Source organism: Burkholderia sp. WTPI3, assembly GCF_021483755.1.
Taxonomy (GTDB): domain Bacteria; phylum Pseudomonadota; class Gammaproteobacteria; order Burkholderiales; family Burkholderiaceae; genus Burkholderia.
Genome location: NZ_JAGIXF010000010.1, coordinates 1 through 24,164, shown reverse-complemented (window position 1 = coordinate 24,164; position 24,164 = coordinate 1). Strand labels below are relative to the sequence as shown.

At 66.2% G+C, this 24,164-nt stretch carries 22 protein-coding genes; 15 read left to right on the top strand and 7 right to left on the bottom strand.

Annotated elements, in window-relative coordinates; all coding sequences use genetic code 11:
- Nucleotides 1–207 precede the first annotated feature (207 nt).
- Nucleotides 208–1,761 carry a galactarate dehydratase gene (gene garD / locus J7024_RS07840; protein WP_124830163.1) on the top strand — a complete coding sequence of 518 codons (1,554 nt, stop codon included), beginning with the start codon at nucleotides 208–210 and terminating at the stop codon, nucleotides 1,759–1,761.
- A 383-nt stretch (nucleotides 1,762–2,144) separates the two neighbouring features.
- Nucleotides 2,145–2,537, top strand: a complete 393-nt coding sequence (locus J7024_RS07835; protein ID WP_124830162.1) for a nuclear transport factor 2 family protein — start codon at nucleotides 2,145–2,147, stop codon at nucleotides 2,535–2,537.
- 163 nt (nucleotides 2,538–2,700) lie between these two features.
- Here the strand turns inward: J7024_RS07835 and J7024_RS07830 are convergent, their stop codons facing one another.
- A complete protein-coding gene (locus J7024_RS07830; protein ID WP_175760747.1) occupies nucleotides 2,701–3,963 on the bottom strand; it encodes a hypothetical protein in 1,263 nt (420 codons plus the stop codon).
- Between the two features lie 286 nt (nucleotides 3,964–4,249).
- Here J7024_RS07830 and J7024_RS07825 point away from each other — a divergent pair, with 286 nt between their 5' ends.
- Both J7024_RS07825 and J7024_RS07820 read left to right on the top strand, forming a co-directional pair.
- Entirely contained in the window at nucleotides 4,250–4,705 is a 456-nt protein-coding gene (locus tag J7024_RS07825) for an RbsD/FucU family protein (RefSeq protein ID WP_124830160.1), read from the top strand.
- 191 nt (nucleotides 4,706–4,896) lie between these two features.
- Nucleotides 4,897–5,334 carry a DoxX family protein gene (locus J7024_RS07820; protein WP_124830159.1) on the top strand — a complete coding sequence of 146 codons (438 nt, stop codon included), beginning with the start codon at nucleotides 4,897–4,899 and terminating at the stop codon, nucleotides 5,332–5,334.
- Nucleotides 5,335–5,440: 106 nt separating this feature from the next.
- Here J7024_RS07820 and J7024_RS07815 read toward each other — a convergent pair whose 3' ends face one another.
- Together J7024_RS07815 and J7024_RS07810 are read right to left on the bottom strand one after the other, a co-directional pair.
- The gene (locus J7024_RS07815; protein WP_124830158.1) at nucleotides 5,441–6,751 is read right to left on the bottom strand and encodes an MFS transporter; all 1,311 of its coding nucleotides are present in this window, start codon (nucleotides 6,749–6,751) and stop codon (nucleotides 5,441–5,443) included.
- A 325-nt stretch (nucleotides 6,752–7,076) separates the two neighbouring features.
- Nucleotides 7,077–8,213: a branched-chain amino acid ABC transporter substrate-binding protein gene (locus J7024_RS07810; RefSeq protein WP_124830157.1), complete on the bottom strand. Its 1,137-nt coding sequence runs from the start codon at nucleotides 8,211–8,213 to the stop codon at nucleotides 7,077–7,079.
- Between the two features lie 721 nt (nucleotides 8,214–8,934).
- Between J7024_RS07810 and J7024_RS07805 the strand changes: the two genes are divergently transcribed.
- The gene (locus tag J7024_RS07805) at nucleotides 8,935–9,729 is read left to right on the top strand and encodes an AraC family transcriptional regulator (RefSeq protein WP_124830155.1); all 795 of its coding nucleotides are present in this window, start codon (nucleotides 8,935–8,937) and stop codon (nucleotides 9,727–9,729) included.
- 58 nt (nucleotides 9,730–9,787) lie between these two features.
- Here J7024_RS07805 and J7024_RS07800 read toward each other — a convergent pair whose 3' ends face one another.
- Both J7024_RS07800 and J7024_RS07795 read right to left on the bottom strand, forming a co-directional pair.
- The gene (locus J7024_RS07800) at nucleotides 9,788–10,051 is read right to left on the bottom strand and encodes a hypothetical protein (protein ID WP_124830154.1); all 264 of its coding nucleotides are present in this window, start codon (nucleotides 10,049–10,051) and stop codon (nucleotides 9,788–9,790) included.
- A 284-nt stretch (nucleotides 10,052–10,335) separates the two neighbouring features.
- A complete protein-coding gene (locus J7024_RS07795; protein WP_124830153.1) occupies nucleotides 10,336–12,228 on the bottom strand; it encodes a bifunctional sugar phosphate isomerase/epimerase/4-hydroxyphenylpyruvate dioxygenase family protein in 1,893 nt (630 codons plus the stop codon).
- A gap of 256 nt (nucleotides 12,229–12,484) precedes the next feature.
- Here J7024_RS07795 and aroQ point away from each other — a divergent pair, with 256 nt between their 5' ends.
- Genes aroQ through J7024_RS07780 form a run of 3 tightly spaced genes read left to right on the top strand, consistent with a single transcriptional unit; the run spans nucleotide 12,485 to nucleotide 15,177 of the window.
- Nucleotides 12,485–12,940, top strand: a complete 456-nt coding sequence (gene aroQ / locus J7024_RS07790; protein WP_124830152.1) for a type II 3-dehydroquinate dehydratase — start codon at nucleotides 12,485–12,487, stop codon at nucleotides 12,938–12,940.
- The gene (locus J7024_RS07785; protein ID WP_124830151.1) at nucleotides 12,937–13,791 is read left to right on the top strand and encodes a shikimate dehydrogenase; all 855 of its coding nucleotides are present in this window, start codon (nucleotides 12,937–12,939) and stop codon (nucleotides 13,789–13,791) included. Before aroQ ends, J7024_RS07785 begins: the two co-directional genes overlap by 4 nt.
- 36 nt (nucleotides 13,792–13,827) lie before the next feature.
- Entirely contained in the window at nucleotides 13,828–15,177 is a 1,350-nt protein-coding gene (locus J7024_RS07780; protein WP_124830150.1) for an MFS transporter, read from the top strand.
- 88 nt (nucleotides 15,178–15,265) lie between these two features.
- On the opposite strand, the gene J7024_RS07775 is transcribed toward J7024_RS07780, so the two are convergent.
- A complete protein-coding gene (locus tag J7024_RS07775; protein ID WP_175760745.1) occupies nucleotides 15,266–16,375 on the bottom strand; it encodes a 2-aminoethylphosphonate--pyruvate transaminase in 1,110 nt (369 codons plus the stop codon).
- A 253-nt stretch (nucleotides 16,376–16,628) separates the two neighbouring features.
- Here J7024_RS07775 and phnS point away from each other — a divergent pair, with 253 nt between their 5' ends.
- Genes phnS through J7024_RS07740 form a run of 7 tightly spaced genes read left to right on the top strand, consistent with a single transcriptional unit; the run spans nucleotide 16,629 to nucleotide 23,920 of the window.
- Nucleotides 16,629–17,720, top strand: coding sequence for a 2-aminoethylphosphonate ABC transporter substrate-binding protein (gene phnS, locus J7024_RS07770; protein ID WP_124830148.1), 1,092 nt, complete (start codon nucleotides 16,629–16,631; stop codon nucleotides 17,718–17,720).
- A gap of 34 nt (nucleotides 17,721–17,754) precedes the next feature.
- Complete coding sequence (gene phnT / locus J7024_RS07765) at nucleotides 17,755–18,858, top strand: 2-aminoethylphosphonate ABC transport system ATP-binding subunit PhnT (protein ID WP_124830147.1); 1,104 nt, start codon at nucleotides 17,755–17,757, stop codon at nucleotides 18,856–18,858.
- The gene (locus J7024_RS07760; RefSeq protein WP_124830146.1) at nucleotides 18,836–19,756 is read left to right on the top strand and encodes a 2-aminoethylphosphonate ABC transporter permease subunit; all 921 of its coding nucleotides are present in this window, start codon (nucleotides 18,836–18,838) and stop codon (nucleotides 19,754–19,756) included. The genes phnT and J7024_RS07760 overlap by 23 nt, the downstream gene beginning before the upstream one ends.
- On the top strand, nucleotides 19,746–20,606 hold the full coding sequence (phnV, locus tag J7024_RS07755; RefSeq protein WP_124830145.1) for a 2-aminoethylphosphonate ABC transport system, membrane component PhnV: 861 nt from the start codon (nucleotides 19,746–19,748) through the stop codon (nucleotides 20,604–20,606). The genes J7024_RS07760 and phnV overlap by 11 nt, the downstream gene beginning before the upstream one ends.
- Complete coding sequence (gene phnA, locus J7024_RS07750) at nucleotides 20,603–21,913, top strand: phosphonoacetate hydrolase (RefSeq protein ID WP_124830144.1); 1,311 nt, start codon at nucleotides 20,603–20,605, stop codon at nucleotides 21,911–21,913. Before phnV ends, phnA begins: the two co-directional genes overlap by 4 nt.
- Entirely contained in the window at nucleotides 21,910–23,364 is a 1,455-nt protein-coding gene (phnY, locus tag J7024_RS07745; protein WP_124830143.1) for a phosphonoacetaldehyde dehydrogenase, read from the top strand. The genes phnA and phnY overlap by 4 nt, the downstream gene beginning before the upstream one ends.
- A 4-nt stretch (nucleotides 23,365–23,368) precedes the next feature.
- A complete protein-coding gene (locus J7024_RS07740) occupies nucleotides 23,369–23,920 on the top strand; it encodes a phosphonate degradation HD-domain oxygenase (RefSeq protein ID WP_124830142.1) in 552 nt (183 codons plus the stop codon).
- A gap of 18 nt (nucleotides 23,921–23,938) precedes the next feature.
- Here J7024_RS07740 and J7024_RS07735 read toward each other — a convergent pair.
- Nucleotides 23,939–24,164, bottom strand: a 226-nt coding sequence (locus tag J7024_RS07735; RefSeq protein WP_234744964.1) for a hypothetical protein, incomplete at its 5' end; no start/stop codon positions are given.

Here is a 24,164-nt window from a genome sequence, read left to right as displayed (position 1 = left end):
GAGTGCTGGGTTCGTCGGGAACGGCATACGAGCCACATTGGCGATGTCGTTGTATGTCATCGTACAACGAGGGAAAGGGTGGCGCAAGCAGTTTGCGCTCGGATTATAGGTAGGGTCTTTCCGGATAAGGGTTTACGTACTATCCCGGATTGGTGTTGAATGTCGTATGATGACTAACGATATCACCGGTAGCTTCCAGGAATTCCGATGACTGCTTCCCCTCTCTATATTCGCGTGCATCCGGACGACAACGTCGCCATCGTCGTCAACGACGGCGGCTTGCCCGAGGGCGCGACGTTCGCCGACGGGCTCACGCTGCGTGAAGGCGTGCCGCAAGGGCACAAGGTGGCGCTCGCCGATCTCGCGGCCGGCGACCCGATCGTCCGCTACAACGTCGTGATCGGCTACGCGCTCACCGAGCTGCGCCGCGGCAGCTGGGTCAATGAACGCACGATGCGCATGCCCGAACCGCCGGGGCTCGACGACCTGCCGCTCGCGACGCGCGCCGCGCCGGCGCTCGCGCCGCTCGAAGGCTATACGTTCGAAGGCTTCCGCAATGCGGACGGCTCCGTCGGCACGCGCAACATCCTCGCGATCACGACGACCGTGCAGTGCGTGTCGGGCGTCGTCGAGCATGCGGTGAAGCGGATCAAGGACGAACTGCTGCCGCGTTACCCGAACGTCGACGACGTGGTCGGGCTCGAGCATACGTACGGCTGCGGCGTCGCGATCGATGCGCCCGATGCCGACATCCCGATCCGCACGCTGCGCAACATCAGTCTGAACCCGAACTTCGGCGGCGAGGTCATGACGGTCAGCCTCGGCTGCGAGAAGCTGCAGCCCGAGCGCCTGCTGCCGCCCGGCGCGATTCCGGTCGCGGCCGACGGCGCGACGGACAACGGCGGCGTCGTGTGCCTTCAGGATGCCGCGCACGTCGGCTTCAATTCGATGATCGACTCGATCATGAAGATGGCGGAATCGCATCTCGAGCGGCTGAACCGTCGCCGTCGCGAAACCTGTCCGGCGTCGGATCTCGTCGTCGGCGTGCAGTGCGGCGGCAGCGATGCGTTCTCCGGGCTCACTGCGAACCCGGCGGTCGGCTTCGCGGCCGACCTGCTCGTACGCGCGGGCGCGACGATCATGTTCTCCGAAGTGACCGAAGTGCGCGATGGCGTTGCGCAACTCACGTCGCGCGCGGCGAACGAGGACGTCGCACGCGAGATCATCCGCGAGATGGACTGGTACGACCGCTACCTGCAGCGCGGCCGCGTCGACCGCAGCGCGAACACGACGCCCGGCAACAAGAAGGGCGGGCTGTCGAACATCGTCGAGAAGGCGATGGGCTCGATCGTGAAGTCGGGCAGCGCGCCGATCTCCGGCGTCGTGCGTCCGGGCGACCGCGCGCGGCAGAAGGGGCTGCTGTACGCGGCGACGCCCGCGAGCGACTTCATCTGCGGCACGCTGCAGCTCGCGGCCGGGATGAACCTGCACATTTTCACGACCGGCCGCGGCACGCCGTACGGTCTCGCCCAGGTGCCGGTGATCAAGGTCGCGACGCGCAGCGATCTCGCGCGCCGCTGGCACGACCTGATGGATCTCGACGCGGGGCAGATCGCGACCGGCGCGGCCACGATCGAGGATGTGGGTTGGGAGCTGTTCCGGCTGATGCTCGACGTCGCGAGCGGCAAGCGCCGCACGTGGGCCGAGCAATGGAAGCTCGCGAACGCGCTGACGCTGTTCAACCCGGCGCCGGTGACCTGATACGCGTGGTGGTCATGGCTGACGATGCGGGCGCCTTCGGGCGCCCGTTTTTCGTTGCGGCGCGGCCACGGCCGCGCTCGTCGGTCGCAGCCGATCGGCTGCGACCGACCGGTCACGCGACTGAACGACGTGGCGATCGGAGATGGACGACCGGGCGCGCTCACGCGCCGGCTGTCCGACGCATACTGGGCGAGGCACGGCGATCCGGCGTGGAGCCTCGCGGTCGATTACGCGGACGGCTGACCGTGCCGGGCGGCGCGGGCGCGATTTCGATTTCGTTACCTCGCACGTAATCGACCGCCCGCGCGAGGCCGGCGACGATGGCGGCACGCGGACACGAAGGGTTCGCGACATCGTCTCTCACCGACACAAGGAGCCTCGCCATGAACACCGCCCAAACCGCCCGGTCCGCTCACGCCGACCTGATCGACCGCTACTTCGATGCATGGAACGAATCCGACGTCGCCCGCCGTCGCGCGCTGATCGATGCGACCTACGCGAGCGACGCGGCCTATCGCGATCCGCTGATGGCCGGCGACGGCCACGCAGGCATCGACACGATGATTGCCGCGGTACAGGAGCGTTTTCCCGCGTACCGTTTTCACCGCACGACCGACGTCGACGGATTCGGCCGGCACCTGCGGTTCTCGTGGGCGCTCGTGTCGCCCGATGGCGCGGCGATCGTGAAGGGCTCGGATTTCGGCACCGTCGATGCGTCCGGGCGTCTCGAATCGGTCACGGGTTTCATCGACGAAATGCCGGCCGCCGGGCAATGAGCGACTGGCGCGCGTGACCGATCGTTGCCGTCGAAAGCGCGGGAATGAACCGGCGCCGTCGATTCGATTCCGACCAGCCAGGCGACGAGATGTTGGCGATGCGCGCACGGACAACCGGTTGCATCAAGGTTGTCCGTGCGCGATTTCCGTGCCGTTATCAGGATCAGCGAGTGGCGAGGTGAGCCAGGACATCCTGTTCGAGCGTGCGTACCGCCCGTTCGAGTTGTTCATGATCGAGATCGCTGTGCAGTCGACGTGCGGACGCGTGCGGATCGTTGAGCTGATGCATGACGCGCTCGGATGCAGCTTGCAGGTCGAGCTGAAACGGCATCTCGTCGCGGAACACGAGATTGACGGCCTTGAACGAATAGTCGATGACGATCGCCCGCAGCGGGCATGCACTGACCAGATCGCGAAACTTGCCGTCGTAGGTGGCGACGAACGGGATGAAGAAGTCGGCCTGGTGCGTTCCGATCGTCCTCGGCGTTGCGGACGAGAGTTCGGCCATTCTGAACAACGTCAAATCCCATGACATGCTTCGCAAGCGCTCGAGCGATTTCGAGGTCGGCTGGGTGACCGGCGTGAAGAATCGGGGGACTTCCCCGGCACCGCCCAGCAATTTCCACGCGAAGTAGACATCCGTTTTGGGGAACCTTCCGAGGGTCTCGAGACTGAACATCACCAGTTCTTCCAGCGCCTGGACGGGCTTGCGATGCTTCCCGCGCCAACTCAGCAATGCCGCTTTCAAGAGCACGGCATAAGTTACCAGCCGGCGCGTCTGCAGATGGCGCATGCCCGCGCCCAATACGGCGGGATCGAGCATGTGCTGAACGATCGTGTCGATTTCGCCTTCGGACAGGGTGAAGATCGGCTTGCCCGGCGACTCGTCCAGCGCACCCGGTGCGAAGTGATCGAGTTTCTTGAGTGCCCTCAAGGTCTGAATCGGGCGATTGTTCCCTTCCTTGGCGAAATGCTCGAACTCTTCGGAGAGGTACGCAAAATAATCGAAGTTGAAGCTTCGTTCTCCGCGCCCGCAGACGAGGTGCAGCAGCGTGTACAGGTTATGCGGCTGTGACGGCTGCTTGCCTTCGACAAACAGGCGGATTGCATCGGTTACGTTTTTGTCGAGACCGACCGAAAAATCCATGTTGATCGGCGCGTTGCCGGTCAATGACTTCTGATAGATGTCGTCGGTGTAAAACAAAAGCCCGGATCCGTCGAAGAAACTTTTTAGTAGCGGGCACTCACGCTCGATTTTGTCGAGCTGTATGCCCTGGATGTCGAGTGTCGTGGCTCGCGTGGCATACATCACGTGCAGGCCGTGAAAGCACTCCCGATCGGATTCGATGATGCTCTTGAACGACGCGCCTTGATCCGCGCTCGCAATCGCAGTCAGGGCTCGGCGGATTTTTTGGACATGGTTCATTGGATGCCTGTTCGGTTTGGCGCGGACCACGGCAGACGGTTCGACCGTTGGTGTTGCGGCCGCCCTCGGAAATATTCGGTTTCCGATCCATTCGACGCGATGGTTGCTGTTTTTGCTTTTTATGGACGTGAATGCGAGCCTCGATGGTACCCGCACGGCGAGTATGCGATGCGCTTGCACGTCACCCGTCGGATCGCCGCGAACGAATGGCGTCGATGCACGCCCGGCCGCCGCCGGGATCGGGTAACGTTATGCGATTCGTTCCCGATCCTGGAGACTTGCCGACATGCTGAAGAATCTCGATCCGCTGCTGCACGCCGACATCCTGCACGCGCTGCGCGCGATGGGCCACGGAGATGAAGTCGCGATCTGCGATGCGAACTTTCCGGCCGAATCGGTCGCGCAGCACACCGTCGTGGGCCGCGCGCTGCGCATCGACGGCGCGGACTCGGCGCGCGTCGCGCGCGCGGTGCTGTCCGTGCTGCCGCTCGACACGTTCGTCGACACGCCCGCATGGCGGATGGAAGTCGTCGGTGATCCGGCCGCGGTGCCGCCTGTGCAGCGCGAGGTGCAGGCCGAGATCGATCGCGCGGAAGGGCGCGCGGTGCCGCTCGCGGGCATCGACCGGTTCGCGTTCTACGAGCGAGCGCAGCGCGCGTATGCGGTGGTCGTCACCGGCGAGTTGCGCGGCTACGGCTGCTTCCTGTTCAAGAAGGGCGTGCTGTTGAGCGACGCGGATTAAACGCCATTTTCGTCGCGCCCGCCGGCCGGTCCGCCCGCCGCAGTGTAAAGATTTGCTACAACCTTTTGCTTGGACACCGCGGAAAGACCCTCTATGCTGGCCCATTTGCCGCGGGCCCCGCAGGGGGGCGCGGCCCGAACCGCACGGGCACGCTCCGGGCGGACGGCCGAATTGCATACGAGGAGAAAGGCATGACGCGTACCGTCGATTCCGGCGTCATTTTTTTCGCACGCCTGGCGCTGGCGGCGTTGTTCTTGTGGGGCGGCATCATGAAGCTGCTCGGCTACAGCGACTTCGTCGCGTATCTGCACGCGCTGAACGTGCCCTATCAGCAGGTCGTCGCGCCGATGGTCGTCGCGATCGAGGGGCTGGGCGGCCTGCTGCTGATCGTCGGCTACAAGGTGCGGCCGCTCGCGCTGCTGATGGCGGTCTACACGATCGCGACCGCGATGGTCGGGCACAATTTCTGGGACGCGACCAACGCCGCCGTCCAGCACGACATGGTGATCCACTTCTGGAAGAACGTCGCGATCTCCGGCGGTTTCCTGCTGCTGTTCGTCACGGGCGCCGGTGGCGTGAGCATCGATGCGCTGCGCCGTCCGAGTTCGTCGTACGGCATGCTGCGCTGAGCTGAGCCGGCCCGCGCTGTCGCGCTGAAGCCAATCAAAAGGGCCGAATCCCGCAGCATGCGGGATTCGGCCCTTCGTTCATGAAGCGGCGCGTGCGCGCCGGCGTTCAGCGTGTGTCCTTCGGGTCCTTCGCATCCTTCGAGAACTGCACGGCGATCCCGCCGAGCACGCAGATCACGGCGACGTACACCACCGGCGCGAGGGGATTCGACTTCATCATCAGCGACACGATCACGGGCGTCAGGCCGCCGAAGATCGCATACGCGACGTTGTACGAGAACGAGATGCCCGAGAAGCGCACGACGGCGGGGAAGCTGCGCACCATCACGAACGGCACCGCGCCGATCGTGCCGACCATGAAGCCGGCGATCCCGTAGTACAGCGGCAGCGTCGACGCGTCGGCCGCGACCTGCACGAACAGCAGGTAATAGCACGCGGCCAGCACGATGCCGCCGATGCCGAGCACGCGCTTCGCGCCGATCCGGCCCGCAAGCGAGCCGGCGGTGATGCAGCCGGCCGTCAGGCACAGCGTCGCGATGCTGTTCGCGAACAGCGTGGTCGCGGGCGCCAGGTGGAACTGCTTCTGCAGCAGCGCGGGCGTCATCAGGATCACGACGACGATCGCCGCCGACAGCATCCACGTGAGCAGCATCGACACGATCACCGCGCGCCCGTGGTCGCGCAGTACGGCCTTCAGCGGGATCTCGGCCGCGAGCGCCTTCTTCGCCTTCATTTCGGCGAACACCGGCGTCTCGTGCAGCCAGCGGCGCAGGTACACGGAGAACAGACCGAACACGCCGCCGAGCAGGAACGGAATGCGCCACGCGAACGCGGTGACTTCGGCGCCAGAGTAACGGCTGTTGACGCCTGCCGCGACGAGCGAGCCGAGCAGGATGCCGGCCGTGAGACCCGCGGTCAGCGTGCCGCACGCATAGCCGGTGTGGCGCGACGGCACGTGTTCGGACACGAACACCCACGCGCCCGGCACTTCGCCGCCGACCGCCGCGCCCTGCAGCACGCGGAACAGCAGCAGCAACACCGGCGCGAGGATGCCGACCGTGTCGTAGGTGGGCAGCAGGCCCATCAGCAGCGTCGGCACCGACATCATCAGCACGCTCAGCGTGAACATCCGCTTGCGGCCAAACAGGTCGCCGAAGTGCGCCATGATCACGCCGCCGAGCGGACGCGCGAGATAGCCTGCCGCGAAGATGCCGAACGTCTGCAACTGGCGCAGCCAGTCGGGAATGTCGTGAGGGAAGAACAGCTGCCCGATCGCGGGCGCGAAGAACACGAAGATGATGAAGTCGTAGAACTCGAGCGCGCCGCCGAGTGCGGCAAGGCCAAGGGTTTTGTAGTCGCTGCGCGTGAGCGCGCGTTCGGCGGCGCGAGGCACGCCGCTCAATTCGGAAGCTTGCATGGTCAGAACGATCGGTATTCGAATGTTGTTGTCGGTGCTGCGTCTCCAGGGCCCGCTATTGGCTGGACTGGCTAGGCGCGCCTGCGTCGTCGAAAGTGTGCCGGGCGCCGGATAGTGCACGCGACACGCGCCATTGCACCGGGATGGGGCGCAACGCAGACGAAGCGTGAAAGCGGGTGGGAGGATTCTACAGGAGCGCGAAATACGCGCGCGCGGGACTGCGCCGAGGAACGCTTCGGACTTCGCCGAGCGTGAAATGCACGCGGCGCGACAGGCGGATGAACCGCTTGCCGCGCCGCGCAGGACAGAGGTCCAGGTTTGGCGATCAGTTGCCGGCGATCGTGTCGACCGGCTTGAACGCGCCGTGCTCGACCTTGTAGATCGTGACCGGCGCATCCTTCAGGTCGCCCTTCGCGTCGTACGCGATGCTCGGCGCCGACACGCCCTTGACCGACACCTTGCCGAGATACGGCGTATAGACCTTCGGGTCGGTCGAGTTCGCGTTCTTCATCGCGGTGAGCAGCGCGATCGTGCCGTCGTACGAGTAGGGCGAGTAGGTGATCACGTCTTCGTTGAAGCGTGCCTTGTAGCGTGCCGCGTAGCCGGCGAAGCCCGGCATCTTCTCCTTCGGCAGCCCGCCCATGTAGACGATCGCGCCTTCGGCCGCTTCGCCGCCCACCTTCAGGAAGGTCGGCGAGCGCGACATCTCGCCGGTCACGAATGCCGACTTCATGCCGAGCTGGCGCATCTTGCGGATCATCGGCGACGATTGCGCATCGCCGCCGCCGTAGAAGATCGCGTCGGGGTTGATGCCCTTCAGGTTGGTCAGGATCGCCGAGAAGTCGAGCGCCTTGTCGTTCGTGAAGTCGCGCTTGACGATCGTGCCGCCCGCGGCCTGCACGGCCTTCGCGAATTCGTCGGCGATACCCTGGCCGTAGGCCGTGCGGTCGTCGATGATCGCGACGCGCTTGAAGTGCAGCGTCTTCACCGCATATGTGCCGACGATGCGACCGGCCTGCGCGTCGCTCGTGAGCAGCCGGAAGGTGGTCTTGTAGCCGCGCGCCGTGTATTGCGGCGACGTCGCCATCGAGATCTGCGGCAGCCCCGCGCGATCGTACAGGTCGGACGCCGGAATGCTCGTGCCCGAGTTGAAGTGGCCGATGATCCCGCTGACGTTGTCGTCGATCAGCCGCTGCGCGACGGTGGTGCCGGTGCGCGGGTCGGCCTGGTCGTCCTGGGAGTCGAGCTGGAACGTGACCGCCTTGCCGCCGATCGTCGGATGCGTTGCGTTGAAGTCGGCGATCGCGAGTTGCACGCCCTTCTGCATGTCGGTGCCGTAGTTCGACTGCGGCCCCGTCAGCGGCGCGGCGAAACCGATCTTGACGACGTCGGCGGCGATGGCGTGTGCGCCCGACAGTGCGCAGGCGGTGGCCAGCGCGACGTGCGATACCTTCAGCTTCACTTTCACTTCCCCTTGATGGCGTGGTTGGGCCGCCGCCGGCTGGCTGGCCGGTGCGGTAAGCCGGGCGAGACGTATCGGTTGGCCGGCCTGGATGAAAACCGTGCGGGCTCGCCGGACGCTGCGCACTGTGCCGGAATCGGCGTGCATGGCGGCGGCGGGATATCGTCTCGTGACCGTTGAGCGAAGTCTAGGTAGCGAAAATACGCGCGTCTTGCGCGTTCGGTACGCAGCCGGCGACGATTTCGGCATATCGTCGAATACCCTGATATATGCTTAAATCGTCATCCTTGATGCGCAAACGCGCCAAGACGCGATGCGTCGGCATTTTTAGGATGGCGGGTTCGGGGGCGCGCGGCCGGGCGCCGATGCGGTACGCAGGCATCGCGGCGCAGAGGTGGTGTGACGCGGCGAAACGCGCGAAACGCGCGGAAGGTGCGGAAGGTGCGGAAGGTGCGGAAGGTGCGGAAGGTGCGGAAGGTGCGGAAGGTGCGGAAGGTGCGGAAGGTGCGAAGCGTGCGTCAAAGCTCGACACACGCGCGGCGGAGTCGTTGCGCATACAACCGCATGCAGCACCCGGCCCAGTCAGCCATCGCCAGCCGACGACTATCCACCGCGATCTGCCGTGCCGGCGGATTGCATTGCCTCCCGGGATCGCCGCCACGCGTTCGAGGGGGCGCTCCTATAATCGACGCCATCAGCCACTCGCTTTTCAGATGCCGGGATGACGACCTTGCTTGCCGTACCGCCCATGAGCCTGTCCGACACGTTGCGCTACCAGCCCGGCAATGCCGATTTCGGCGCGATGCTCGCGCACTTCCGCCTGCTCGAACCGGTGTTCGACGCGCTGCCCGACGTCGCGTTCTTCGTGAAGGACGCGAACGGTCGCTACGCGCTCGTCAATCGCACGCTCGCGATGCGCTGCGGCTACAAGGACAAGCGCGACCTGCTCGGCAAGACGACCGACGAAGCGTTTCCGCGCCGCTTCGGCCGCACCTATTTCGAGCAGGACATGGCGACGATCAACGCCGGCCAGCAACTGACGGACCAGCTCGAGCTGCATCTGTACCCGGGGCGTCAGCCGGGCTGGTGCCTGACCTGCAAGGAGCCGCTGCGCGATGCGGCCGGCAAGGTGGTCGGGCTCGCGGGCATCTCGCGCGACCTGAAAGCGCACGAAGGGTCGCATCCGGCGTACAGCAAGCTCGCCGACGTGGTCCAGCATATCCAGGATCACTATGTGCAGCCGCTGAACCTGAAGCAGCTCGCGCAGATGGCCGGGATGTCGGTCGCGCAACTGGAACGCTACTTCCACAAGGTGTTTCACCTGACGCCGCGTCAGGTGTTGTTGAAAACGCGGCTCGACGCGGCCACGGCGCTGCTCGTCACGCACGACAAGGTGACTGACGTCGCGGCGTTATGCGGCTATACGGATCACAGCGCGTTCACGCGCCAGTTCAAGGCGACGGTCGGCATGACGCCGACCGAATACCGGCTGATGCTGCAGGACCGGTCGGGATGATGCGACTCGCCGGCCGCGTGCGTGGAAGGGGGGAGGGCTGGAACGGGAAAGCGGCGGCTCAGCGGTAGCCGAGCCCTTTCAGGATGGCTGTGCCGTCTTCGGTGAGCCGGAAGCTCGGTGCCGTATCGGCGTCGAGCTTGACCATCTCGACGAGGCCGGCTTCCTGCAACGCAGGCAATTCGGGTTTGGCGTTTGCGCTGATCGGCGCGTGCAGCAGCACGAGCAGCGTCGCGATTTCATGATGGCTGAGGAGACGACGCAGCATCGTCTTCTTCGCAGGGGGTGCGGCCGGGCGGCCCGCGGGTGCTTCTACGGCGCTCATCGCTGTCCTCCATTTCGGGATATCCATCGGGTACTGGTTGCGGATGGTGCCGACGAAGACTTAAGCGATTCTTAAAACCGCGGTGCTGCCGCGGATGCTGCACTGCGGCGAGCGTTACCGGATGTAACCCCCGCCGGGCGGCCGTCTCCGGCCGCAAGCGGGGCGCCTTGCCGGGCGGGCGAAACCCCGGAATTCACCATGATGGTGCGCAAGGCGGCGTGCGTCGCCGGGCCGCACCGTTTTTCCGTCCGGTTCGGCGCCAAAACGACACTCCACTCATTCCCTTATTTCCTGCGCTGAGCCTGCGCGGCAAGTCGCACGGCCGCATTCGCCGCGCCGTAGCCGTCGTAGCCGCCGCGCCGCTCGACGATTTCGAGCGAGAAGCGGTTGTCGACCAGTTCCGTGTACGCATGCAGGAATTCGCCGCCGTGCTCGTCGCGGTCGTACAGCAGGTGGTGGGCGCTCAGCGTGTCGATCAGTTCGTCCGGCAGCGCGTAGCGCGCGGCGAGATCGTCGTAGTAGTTCGCCGGAATCCGCAGGAACGGCACGCCGTCGGCGGCGAACGCGGCGATCGTCTTCACGATGTCGTCGGTCCGGAACGCGACGTGATTCAGCCCCGTGCCGTGATAGCGGTCGAGCGATTCCGCGACGGCCGTATGGCGGTCGACCGACGCATTCAGCGCGATCCGCACCGAGCCGTCCGCGCTGCGCACCGCACGGCTGCGCATCAGCCCGTACGGGTCGGGCACCAGCCAGCTGCGCTCGGCTTCGAAGCCGAATGCCGTCTTGAAGAACAGGATCCACGTGTCGAGCGCGTCGGCCGGCAGTGCGAGACACACGTGGTCGATACCCGTCAGCGGGCCGACCTCGCTCGGGCCGTCGATGTCGGTCAGCACGAAATCCGACTCATAGAGCGTCGGCGCGTTCGGCGCCTCGTCGACGAAATATTCGAGGCTGCCGTCCGGCGCCTGCACGCTCGGCAGCACGCGCTCGTTCGGGCCGACGCGCCCGGAAAACGGCGCGTAGCCGAAGCCGGCCGCGCGTTCGAACGCCACTTTTGCGTCGTCGACGCGGAACGCCGATGCACACAGCGACAGCCCGTGCTGCTGGAAGAACGCATCGGCGAACGAGTCGCGCTCGGCGTTCAGCACGATCGACGCGGCGCCGTGCTGAAACAGCGTCACATCCTTCGATCGATGGCGGCCCGCGAGCCGGAAGCGCATCCGGCCGAGCCATTCGCCGACGGTGGCCGCCGCCTGCGCGTCCACCGCGAATTCGATGAACTGGAATCCGACGTGCGCGGCCGGTGCCGGCGGCGCGAACAGCGGCTGGCTGGCCGCCGGCGCACGGCCGTCCTGTGCGAGCCGCGCGCGCGTCAGCTCTTCCAGATAGAGCAGCGAACGATGGCCGTCGGCGGCCGTGATCGCGGTCGGCGCGGCGCGGAAACCGTCGTTGAAGATCTCGAGCGACAGCGGCCCCGTGTAGCCGGACTCGATCACGCGGGCCGTAAAGCGCGCGAGGTCGAAGTCGCCCTGGCCGGGGAACGAACGGTAGTGGCGGCTCCATTCGAGCACGTCCATCACCAGTTTCGGCGCATCGGCGATCTGAACGAACGCGATCCGGTCGCCGGGGATGTCGGCGATCGCATCCGGCGAGTCGTCGAGCGACAACGTATGGAAGCTGTCGAGCGCGAGCCCGAGGTGCGGGCTGTTCACCGCGTTCACGAGCTGCCACGCATGGCTGTACCGATTCACGACGCGGCCCCACGCGAGCGCCTCGTACGCGACGATCACGCCGGCTTCTCGCGCCGCCTCGGCCAGCGCGCCGAGCTGGTCGGCCAGCAGCGCATCGTCGGCGATCGTGTCGGGCGACACGTTGCTGCACACCAGGATGCGGTCGGTGCCGAGCGCGTGCATCACGTCGAACTTGCGCCGGGCGCGGTCCAGATTGCGGGCGAGCTGGGCGGCGCTCACGCCTTCGAAGTCGCGAAACGGCTGGAACAACACGATGTCTAGACCGAGATCGGCGGCCATGCGCCTGACGTCGGCGGGCGATCCGTCGAAGTAGACGAGGTCGTTCTCGAAGATTTCGACGCCGTCGAAACCGGCTGCCTGGATGGCGGCGAGCTTTTCGGCGAGCGTGCCGGACAGTGACACGGTGGCGATCGAGCGCTGCATGGGCGAATCCTGCGGATGAGCGGGGTATGGCGTCGGCGGAATCGGACCCGAATGAACCAGTCGTTGAGTTCCGGGAAAGCGCCATATCCCGAATTTACTAGGGAAGTGAGACGGATTATACAAACTAACTAGATGGTACAAATTAGCGAAAACCCGAAAAGACAGTGTGCGTGTGCCGGCGCACACTAGCGTCACTTCCCGATGTCACGGGGCTGAGCCGATCATGTTCAGTCCCTGTTTTTGGAGCAGAATCGTCATGAGCAAGTACAAGGTGCTGGTGCTGAACGGCCCGAACCTGAATCTCCTGGGGACCCGCGAGCCCCATATCTACGGCGCGGAAACGCTGGCCGACGTCGAGCAGCGCTGCCATGCGGCGGCCGAGGGGCTGGGGCTGGAGGTCGACTTTCGTCAGTCGAACGCCGAGCACCAGTTGATCGACTGGCTGCATGCCGCGCGCCACGACACCCATGGCATCGTGATCAACCCGGCTGCCTACACGCATACGTCGGTCGCGCTGGCCGACGCGCTTTCCGCGATCGCGAAGCCCGTGATCGAGGTGCATATCTCGAACGTGCATCGCCGCGAGGCATTCCGTCACCACTCGTACGTATCGGCGGTCGCCGAAGCCGTGATCTGCGGCTGCGGTACCGACGGCTACCTGTTTGCGCTGCAGCGCCTGTCAACCCTTCTTGCCCGAGGAGCCGCACGATGAGCCGCCCGTCCTTTCTGATCGGCCTGATCGGCCAGGGTATCGGCGGCTCGCTGTCGCCTGCGATGCATGAGGAAGAAGGATTCCGCCAGGGATTCGGCTACGTATACCGGCGCATCGATCTCGACGCGCTCGGCCTGACCGTCGACGCACTGCCGCAATTGCTCGATGCCGCGCAGCGGATGGGCTACAACGGACTGAACATCACGCATCCGTGCAAGCAGCGCGTGATCGAGCACCTCGACGCGCTGTCGGACGACGCACGCGCGCTCGGCGCGGTGAACACCGTGCTGTTCAAGGACGGCAAGCGGATCGGTTACAACACCGACTGGTCGGGCTTCGCGAAATCGTTCCGGCGCGGGCTGCCCGACGCGACGCTCGAGCGCGTGGTCCAGCTCGGCGCGGGCGGCGCGGGCGCGGCCGTCGCGCATGCCGCGCTGCAGATGGGCGCGGCCGAGCTGACGATTTTCGACGTCGACGGTACGCGCGCCTCCGGCCTCGCGGCCGAGTTGCAGCAGCGCTTTCCCGCGGCGCGCGTCACGCCGGGCAGCGATCTCGCGGCCGCGATGCAGGCGGCCACGGGCCTGATCCACGCGACGCCGACCGGCATGGCCAAGCACCCCGGCCTGCCGTTGCCGGCCGAGATGCTCCACGCGGGGATGTGGGTGGCCGACATCGTGTATTTCCCGCTCGAAACCGAACTGATCCGTGCCGCGCGCGCGGCCGGTTGCGCGACGCTGCCGGGCGGCGGGATGGCCGTGTATCAGGCGGTCGACGCGTTCGAGATCTTTACCGGACGCACGCCGGACGCCGAGCGGATGTTCGACCACTTTCAGTCGCTCGTCGCACGCTGACCCTATCTATACGTAAAGAGAGACCAGGAGACGACCATGCAGCACACCACTCCCACGAACGCCCCGCCCGCGCAGGCGGCCGGCACGGTCCGGCGAACGTCGGCGCGCTACAAGATTCTCGCGCTGCTCGCGATCGGCACGATGATCAACTACCTCGACCGGACCGTGCTGGGGGTCGCTGCGCCGCAGCTCACCAAGGAACTCGGCATCAACGCTGCGGTGATGGGCGTCATGTTCTCCGCGTTCTCGTGGACGTATGTCGCGGCGCAGGTGCCGGGCGGTCTCTTTCTCGACCGCCTGGGCAGCAAGGTCACCTATTACTGGTCGATGACGTTGTGGTCGCTGTGCACGTTCCTGCAGGGCTTCGTGCCTGGCGTCGGGACGCTGCTCGCGTGCCGCCTCGGCCTCGGCGTCGCGGAGGCCCCGTGCTTCCCGACCAACAGCCGCGTCGTCGCGACGTGGTTTCCGCAGAGCGAGCGCGCGATGGCGACGGGCACCTATACCGTCGGCGAATACATCGGCCTCGCGTTCTTCAGCCCCGTGCTGTTCGCGCTGATGGGCGCGTTCGGCTGGCGCTCGCTGTTCTGGGTCGTCGGCGCGATCGGCATCGTGTTCGGTCTCGTCTGGTGGAAGTTCTATCACGAGCCGCGCAACCATCCGGGCGCGAACGCCGAGGAACTCGCGTACATCGAAGCGGGCGGCGGTCTCGTGCACGGCGCACGCAAGGGCGGCGCAGCTGAAAAGGGCGGCAAGGGCGGACAGAAGCAGTTCAGCTGGTCGATGGCCGGCCGGCTGCTGAAGAAGCGCCAGCTCGCGGGCATCTGCCTCGGCCAGTTCGCCGGCAACTCGACGCTCGTGTTCTTCCTGACCTGGTTTCCGACCTATCTTGCAACCGAACGCCACATGGGCTGGCTGAAGATCGGCTTCTTCGCGGTGATGCCGTTCATCGCCGCGTCGGTTGGCGTGATGTTCGGCGGCATCTTCTCCGACTGGCTGTTGCGTCGCGGCAAGTCGGCGAACCTCGCGCGCAAGCTGCCGATCATCGCGGGCCTGCTGCTGGCTTCGACGATCATTCTCGCGAACTACGTGCAGAGCAACGAGGCCGTGATCGCGATCATGTCGGTCGCGTTCTTCGCGCAGGGCATGGCTGCGCTCGGCTGGACGCTCGTGTCGGACATCGCGCCGGACGGCCTGCTCGGCGTGACGGGCGGCATCTTCAACTTCGCGGCGAACCTCGCGGGGATCGTCACGCCGCTCGTCGTCGGCTTCATCGTCGCATCGACCGGGTCGTTCGTCGGCGCGCTTGTGTTCATCGGCGTGATCGCGTTGATCGGCGCGCTGTCGTACATCTTCGTCGTCGGCGACATCAAGCGGATCGAACTGTAAGTACGGCTCCACGCACTCTCGGTGCGTTCGCCCGGCGGCCTCAAAGGCCGCCGGGCTTTTTTGTTTGAGCGTCCGGCTGGCACGAGCGTCACGCGCGCTGCATGGCAATCCCGAGCGATTCGACCGCCTGCGCGATCGCCGCCACCGCGCGCCGGATGTCGCCGGCATCGATCGCGCCGATGCAGCCGACGCGGAACGTCTCGAGTTGCGTCAGCTTGCCCGGATACAGGATGAAGCCCGCGTCGCGCACCGCGTCGTAGAAGCGGCGGAAATCATAGGCGGGATGGTCGGGCGCGTGGAACGTGACGATCACCGGCGCCTGCACGCTCGCGTCGAGGAACGGCATGAAGCCGAGTGCGCGCATCGATTCGACCAGTGTCCGGCAATTTTCCGCATAACGCGCACCGCGCGCGAGCTGGCCGCCTTCGGCGAGGTACTGGTCGAGCGCGGCGCGCAGCGCGGCGATCACGTGGGTCGGTGGCGTGAAGCGCCACTGGCCCGTCTTGCGCAGATACGCGTACTGGTCGTGAAGGTCGAGCGCGAGCGACGGCGAGTTGCCTTCGCAGGCGTCGAGCGCGTCGCGCCGTACGATCGCGAACCCCATCCCCGGCACGCCTTCCAGACACTTGCCGCTTGCCGAGATCAGCGCGTCGATTCCGCTGTCCGCGAGCGCGATCGGCAGCGCGCCGAACGAACTCATCGCATCGACGATCAGCCGCTTGCCGTGCCGCCGGCACACGGCCGCGATCGCGTCGAGCGGATTCAGGATCCCGGCGCTCGTTTCCAGGTGCACGAGTGCGACGTGCGTGATGCGCGGCTCGCGCGCGAACGCCGCTTCGACTGCCGCCGGGTCGACGGCTGCGTCCTCGCCGAACGGGAGCGCGATCGCGTCGATGTCGAGCCGGCCGAGGATCTTCAGGATGCGCGCGCAATACGCGCCGTTGTCGGGCACGAGCACGACGCCGTCGTGCGGCACGAGCGTGCCGAGTGCGGCTTCGACCGAGAACGTGCCGCTGCCCTGCATCGGTACGCATACATACTCGTCGCCACCGCGCGCGATCGTGACGAGATCCGCGCAAACGCTGGCGGTCAACGCGTTGAATGCGGCGTCCCACGAGCCCCAGTCATGTTGCATCGCGTGGCGTGTTGTGGCGGAGGTGGTGAGCGGGCCGGGCGTGAGCAGAATCGGGGCTGACATGGTTTTTCTCCTGCAATGGTCGGACGAAACGCCGGTCGGCGTTTCTGAATGACTTGCATAATATTGGCAAAATGTGTCATTTTTTGGAAATTGTGGCACTCGTCACGGGTTTGTCATCGAACGCTGTGATCCTTCGGTTGCCGCGCGAAACCACCTGCAGCGCGGCAGCGAGGCCGGCCGGTTGTCGGTCTGCCCGACTGAAAGAGCCGGATCGTGCCCCGGCCGCTTGGTGTTCCGCCTATGGAGAAGTGAGATGACACTGCAGAATTCCTCGCGCGCCGCTGCCGGCGCGTTCCGCAAGCTCGCGCTGGCCGCCTGTGCCGCCGGTCTGCTGCAAGGCGTGGCGATGCCCGCCCATGCCGCGAACGCGGTCGTGCTGTATACGGCGGACGGTCTCGAGAACCTGTATCGCGACGTGCTGCCGGCATTCGAGAAGAAGGAGGGCGTCAAGGTCAACATCGTGACGGCGGGTAGCGGCGAAGTCGTCAACCGCGCGAACATCGAAAAGAATTCGCCGAAGGCGGACGTGATCGTCACGCTGCCGCCGTTCATCCAGCAAGCCGGCCAGATGGGCCTGCTGCAGCCGTACCAGAGCGTGAACTACAAGAACGTGCCGGCGATCGCGAAGGCGGAAGACGGCACGTGGGCCACGTTCGTGAACAACTACTTCTCGTTCGCGATCAACCCGGACGTCGTGAAGAACCAGCCGAAGACGTTCGCCGACCTGCTGTCGCCAAGCTACGCCGGCAAGGTCGCGTACTCGAACCCGGCCACTGCCGGCGACGGGATGGCCGTGCTGATCCTGACGACCACGCTGATGGGCGAGGACAAGGCGTTCGACTATCTCGCGAAGCTGTCGCAGAGCGTGAAGTTCCACACCAAGGGCACCGGCTATCTGAACGTGCTGCTGTCGCGTAACGAGATCAGCGTCGCGAACGGCGACCTGCAGATGGACCTCGACGACGCCGAGCATGGCGCGCTGTCCGTCAAGCCGATCTTCCTGGCTGCGAAGGCTGGCGACCAGCCGACCACGTTCCAGCTGCCGTACGGCATCGGCCTGATCAAGAGCGGCCCGAACCAGGACGCCGGCAAGAAGCTGATCGACTACCTGATGTCGACGGAAGTGCAGTCGAAGGTGCCGGACATGTACGGCATCCCGGGCCGCACCGACGTGCCGCTGACAGGCAAGAACGGTGAAGCGGTGAAGAAGGCGATTGCGGGCGTGAAGCTGATCTCGGTCGACTGGAATCAGGTGATGGCGAAGAAGCCGGAGTGGATCGAGCGCTGGAAGAAGGACGTGATCGGCAGCTCGGGCAAGCAACTCGACGTCGTCAAGCCGAAGTGATCGGCGTACGCCGCCTGTAATAGTGAGCGAGAGGATGAACCCGGTGGAAACCACCCTGACCCATCCCGGTGCATTCGGCGCCGCCGAGCCGCATGCAACGCTGCGGTCCGGCGCGCCGGGCGGCGTGCGGATCGAACACCTGAGCGTGCGCTACGGCGCACGCACGGTGCTGGAAGATCTGTCGCTGTCGATCGGCGCCGGTGAATTTTTGACCGTGCTCGGCAAGAGCGGCTGCGGCAAGACCACGCTGCTGCGCTTCATCGCCGGGTTCGTGAAGGCCGACGGCCTGACCGGCACGCTGACCGTGGCCGGACGCGACCTGACCCATGCGCCGCCGCACAAGCGCAACCTCGGTCTGTTGTTCCAGAATTACGCGCTGTTCCCGCACCTGTCGGTGTTCGAGAACGTCGCATTCGGGCTGCGCGCCCGCGGAATGGCCTCGTCGGAAGTGACGCGCCGCGTCGCCGACGCACTGAAGCTCGTGCAGCTCGGCGATGCCGGCCACCACCTGCCCGCGCAGTTGTCGGGCGGGATGCAGCAGCGCGTTGCGCTGGCCCGCGCGCTTGTGATCGAGCCGGACGTGCTGCTGCTCGACGAGCCGCTGTCGGCGCTCGACGCCAACCTGCGCGCATCGGTGCGTAGCGAACTGAAGGCGCTGCACGAGCGCCTGCCGAACCTGACCGTCGTCTGCGTGACGCACGACCGCGACGACGCACTCGTGCTGTCCGACCGCGCGCTGCTGATGCGCGACGGCCACATCGCGCAGCTCGGCACGCCGCAGCAGTTGTACGACGCGCCGCAGGATGGCTACGTCGCGCGCTATCTCGGCCCGGCCAACCTGTTGCCGCCGCGCGTGATTTTCCCGCTCGGCGATCCGCGCCACGACGTGCGCGACAAGGTGGCATGCGTGCGCCCCGAGCGCCTGACCGTGATGCCGCCGGCGGCCGGCGGCCTGCACGGCACGGTGTCGTCCGTCGAGTGGCAAGGTGCGGACCTGTCGATCTCGGTCGTGATCGACGCGGCGCCCGGCGAACCCGTGCGCGTCACGATGCAACGCGGCCGCGGTGCGGCTCCCGAGCGCGGTGCGCGCGTTTCCCTGCATTGCGAGGCAGACGATGTCGTCCTTATCGAGCCCTGAAGCCGGCCTGCCGCCGCACGTGCTCGCGTCGGCCGCGGCGCACGCCGCCGTCGCGCGGCGCCGCAAGCGCATGGGCGACCTGCACCTGGCCGCACTCGCGATCGTCGTGCTGGGCCCGCTCGTCGTCTATCCGCTGATCCGGCTCGTGCTGCTGAGCGTGTCGGGCGATCACGGGCTGAGTTTCGCCGCGTACCGGACGTTCTTCGACAACCCCGATACGCGCAACGTGCTGCTGACGACGATCGGCGTGCTGTTCGCAAGCGCCGGCACCGCGTCGGTGCTCGGCGTGCTACTCGCCGCGCTGCTGTTTTTCAAGCCGTTCCCGGGCGCGTCGCTCGTCACGCGCTTCCTCGAACTGTACGTCGCGTTCCCGTCGTTCCTCGTCGCGTTCACGCTGATCTTCCTGTACGGCTCGCAAGGCTCGGTCAGCATCGGGCTGCAGCACCTGTTCCATCTCGAGAATCCGCCGCTCGACTTCCTGTTCGGCATCGGCGGCGTGATTCTCGCGCAGACCGTGTTCTACACGCCGTTCGTCGTGCGGCCGACGCTCGCGTCGTTCGCGACGCTCGACCTGCGCCTGATCGAAGCGGCGCGCAGCCTCGGCGCGTCCGGCTGGATGCTCGCGCGCCGCGTCGTGTTGCCGATCGCGTGGCCGGGCATCGCCGCCGGCACCGTGCTGTGCTTCCTGCTGACGCTCAACGAGTTCGGGATCCTGCTCGTGCTCGGCAGCGCGCGGCTCGTGACACTGCCGGTCGCGATCTACAGCAGCGCGACCGTCGACCTGGATCTGCCGACCGCGTCGGCCGGCGCGGTCGTGATGCTGGCGCTGTCGCTGGCGCTGTATGCGGTTTATCGCCGGGTGAACCGGCGTGCGACGGGAGGGAACGATGTCCGCTGAATTCCGTATCGGGCAAGCCGTGCCGCGCCACCAGATCGGCTGGGGCGACACGCTGCTCAAGCATGCGTCGCGTGCGGCGCTCGCGCTGGCCGCGTTCGCGTGCTTCTGGCTGTTCGTGCTGCCGGTGGTGGTCGTCGCGTTGTCGAGCGTATCGACGCAATGGTCGGGCACGATCCTGCCGGCCGGCTACAGCCTGCGCTGGTTCGAACGGCTCGGGTCGCCGGAATACGACGCGCTGCTGACGAGCCTCGAAATCGGCTTCGGCGTGTCGGCGATCGGCACGATCCTCGGGCTGTGGCTCGCGCTTGCGCTCGAAGGGCGCGACCGGCGCGGCCTCGGTGCGGTTGTCGACGCGCTCGTGATGGTGCCGAACGGCGTGCCGAGCGTCGTGCTCGGGCTCGCGGTGCTGATCGCGTATCACCAGAAGCCGCTCGACCTGTCGAGCTCGGCGGCGATCGTCGTGCTCGTGCAGCTCGCGCTGATCCTGCCGTTCTGCTATCGGTGCGCGGCTGCCGCGTTGCGTCCCGAACTGACCGTGCTGCGCGAAGCCGCGGCGAGCCTCGGTGCGCCGCCGGCGATGGTGCTGCGTCGCGTGCTGCTGCCGCAACTCGTGCCGGCGCTGCGCGCGAGCCTCGCGCTCGGTTTCGCGCTGTCGCTCGGCGAACTCGGTGCGACGCTGACCGTCTATCCGCCCGGTTTCGCGACCGTGCCGATCGTCGTGATCGGCCAGGTGGAGCGCGGCTATTACCTTCCCGCATCGGCGTTGTCGCTGCTGATGCTCGGCGCGTCGCTCGCGGCGCTGCTCCTGATCGCTGCGCGCGTGCCGCGCGGCAAGCGGGCGGTATCATGAACGCCGCGTTCGCATTGCGGCAGCCCGGCGAGCAAGCCGCTACGGGCAAGGCGTCGACGGATCTCGCGGGACGTTCCGTCGAAGTGAACGGCCGGCGCTACCGCCTGCCGGTCGAACCGACCGTCGTCGTCTGCGTCGACGGCTGCGAGTACGACTATCTCGAACGTGCGGTGGAAGCAGGCGTCTCGCCGTTCATCGGCCGGATGATCGCGGAAGGCACCGCGTGGCGCGCGGACTGCGTCGTGCCGACCTTCACCAACCCGAACAACCTGTCGATCGTCTGCGGCGTGCCGCCGTCGGTCCACGGGATCTGCGGCAACTACTTCTGGGATCCGGCCGCCGACGGTGGTCGCGGCGCCGAAGTGATGATGAACGACCCGGCCTACCTGCGGGCCGGAACGCTGCTCGCGGCGGCGTCCGGTGCAGGTGCGCGGGTTGCGGTGGTCACCGCGAAGGACAAGCTGCGCCGGCTGCTCGGCTGGCAGATGAAAGGCATCTGCTTCTCCGCGGAGAAGGCCGCGCAGGCCAACCTCGCGGAAAACGGGATCGTCGACGTGCTCGACTGGGTCGGACTGCCGTCGCCCGACGTATACAGCGCGGCGTTGTCGGAATTCGTGTTCGCGGCCGGCGTGCGGCTCGCGCAGACGCGTCAGGTCGACCTGATGTACCTGTCGACCACCGACTACGTGCAGCACAAGTGCGAACCGGGCAGCGCCGGCGCGAATGCGTTCTACGCGATGATGGATGGTTACCTCGCGCAACTCGATGCACTCGGCTGGGCGATCGGGCTGACCGCCGATCACGGGATGAACGCGAAGCACGATCCTGCGACGGGCCGCCCGAACGTGATCTATCTGCAGGATGCGTTCGACGGCTGGTATGGGGCGCAAGCCGTGCGCGTGATCCTGCCGATCACCGACCCGTATGTCGTGCACCACGGCGCGCTTGGGTCGTTCGCCACTGTGTACCTGGCGTCCGGCGTCGACCGGGCTGACGCGATGTGGCGCGTGGGCGGGCTCGACGGCGTCGAGCTCGTGCTCGACAACGCGGAAGCGGCCGCGCGCTTCGAGTTGCCGCCCGACCGGATCGGCGACCTCGTCGTGATCGCACGGCGCGACATGACGCTCGGCACACGCGAGCGCGAACACGATCTGTCCGGCCTGACCGTCCCGCTGCGTTCGCACGGCGGCGTGTCCGAGCAGGAAGTGCCGTTGCTGTTCAACCGTCGGATCGAGCGGGACGACCCTGCGCGTCGTCCGCGCAACTTCGACGTTTTCGATTTCGTGCTGAACCGGATCCCATCATGATGGCTCATCCCCGACAGGATCACCCCGCGTTTCGCGCCGAGGCGCTGCGCTGGTGCGGCACGCGCGCGACGCGCGAGCGCGTGTTCGACGTCACCGATCCGTATACCGGCACGCGTGTCGGGACGGCGCCGCTGGCGAGCGTCGACGACGTGCGTGCCGCGTTCGACTACGCGATGGCGTACCGGCCGACGCTCACGCGCTACGAACGTTCGCAGATCCTCGAGCGCGCGGCCGCGCTGCTGCGCGAGCGTACCGAGGAAGCATCGGATCTGATCACGCTCGAATCGGGGTTGTCGAAACGGGATTCGCGCTACGAAATCGGCCGTGTCGCCGACGTGCTGAAGTTCGCGTCGATCGAAGCGCTGCGTGACGACGCGCAGAGCTTCTCGTGCGACCTGACACCTCACGGCAAGGCGCGCCGCGTGTTTTCGCAGCGGCAGCCGCTCGACGGCGTGATCGTCGCGATTACGCCGTTCAACCATCCGATGAACCAGGTTGCGCACAAGATCGCGCCGGCGATCGCGACCAACAACCGGGTGATCGTGAAGCCGTCCGAGAAAGTGCCGCTGTCGGCGTTCTATCTGGCGGACCTGCTCTACGAGGCCGGTTTGCCCAAACCGATGCTGCAGGTGCTGACCGGCGATCCGCGCGAAATCGCGGACGAACTCGTCACGCATCCGCATGCGTCGCTGATTACCTTTACGGGCGGCGTGTCGATCGGCAAGGCGATCGCCGCTCGGGCCGGCTACCGGCGCATCGTGCTGGAGCTGGGCGGCAACGATCCGCTGATCGTGCTCGACGATGCCGATCTCGAGCGGGCGACGTCGCTGGCCGTGCTCGGTTCGTACCGGAATTCGGGCCAGCGCTGCACGGCCGTCAAGCGCATGCTGGTGCAGCGCTCGATTGCGCCGGCATTCACCGATCTGCTCGTCGAGAAGACGCGCGCCTGGACTTACGGCGATCCGTTCGATTCCGCGAACGAGATGGGCACGGTGATCGACGACGCGGCGGCGCGGCTGTTCGAGGCTCGGGTGAGTGAGGCCGTTGCGCAAGGCGCGCGCCTGCTGACCGGCAACGTGCGGCGCGGCGCGCTCTATTCGCCGACCGTGCTCGACAACGTCGATCCGTCGATGACGATCGTGCGCGAGGAGACTTTTGGCCCGGTATCGCCCGTGATCGCGTTCGACACGATCGACGATGCGATCCGGATCTGCAACGGGACGGCGTTCGGGTTGTCGTCGGGGCTCTGCACGGACAGCACGGCCGCGGTCGTGCGGTTCGTGAACGAGTTGAACGTCGGCACGGTGAACGTCTGGGAGGTGCCTGGATACCGGATCGAGCTGTCGCCGTTCGGCGGGATCAAGGATTCGGGGCTTGGCTATAAGGAAGGCGTTCAGGAGGCGATGAAAAGCTTCACGAACTTGAAGACGTTTTCGCTGCCTTGGGAGTGAGCGGATGGCACTGACTGTCGAAGAGATTCACGGGCTGTATCGCGAGCACGGCCATGTTGCCTATAGCGGCGAACCGGTCACGCAGCTGGAGCATGCGTTGCAGAGTGGCTTGCTCGCGGAAGAGGCGGGCGCCGATGAAGCGCTGGTCGCGGCGGCATTCCTGCACGACCTCGGGCATCTGCTGAATCGGCAGGGCGAGACGCCGAGCGCGCGCGGGATTGACGATCTGCATCAGTATTATGTGCTGCCGTTCCTGCGACCGTTGTTTCCCGATGCGGTGCTGGAGCCGATCCGCCTGCATGTCGATGCGAAGCGGTGTCTGTGCCGGACGGACGCAGGATACTTCGAGAGCCTGTCGCCGGACTCGGTGCGCAGCCTCGGGTTGCAGGGCGGTATCTTCAGTGAAGAGGAGACGGCGGCATTCCTGCAGCGCCCGTTCGCGGAGGACGCGCTGCGTCTGCGTCGCTGGGACGATACGGCCAAGGAAGAAGGCAAGGCGACGCCGAGTCTCGATCACTATATGGAGATAGTTGCGCGCCAGGTACGAGCGGCCTGACGATTCGGGTGCCTCTATTCAAGGCCCCGCACGCGGCAGCGTGCGGGGCCTTGAATTTTTTCGAGAAACCTCTTGCGCGATCGGCGGCGGGTGCATAGAATCACGCCTCTTTCGCGCTAACGGAAACAAGGCGCGGGGGAAGAAGGGAAGCGGTGCGGTCGAGGTTGTTGCAAAGCCTTGGCGCACACGGAGTTGAACCCCAGCCGTCGCGACGAAGCAGTTAAAAAAGTTGTTGACGATCTGA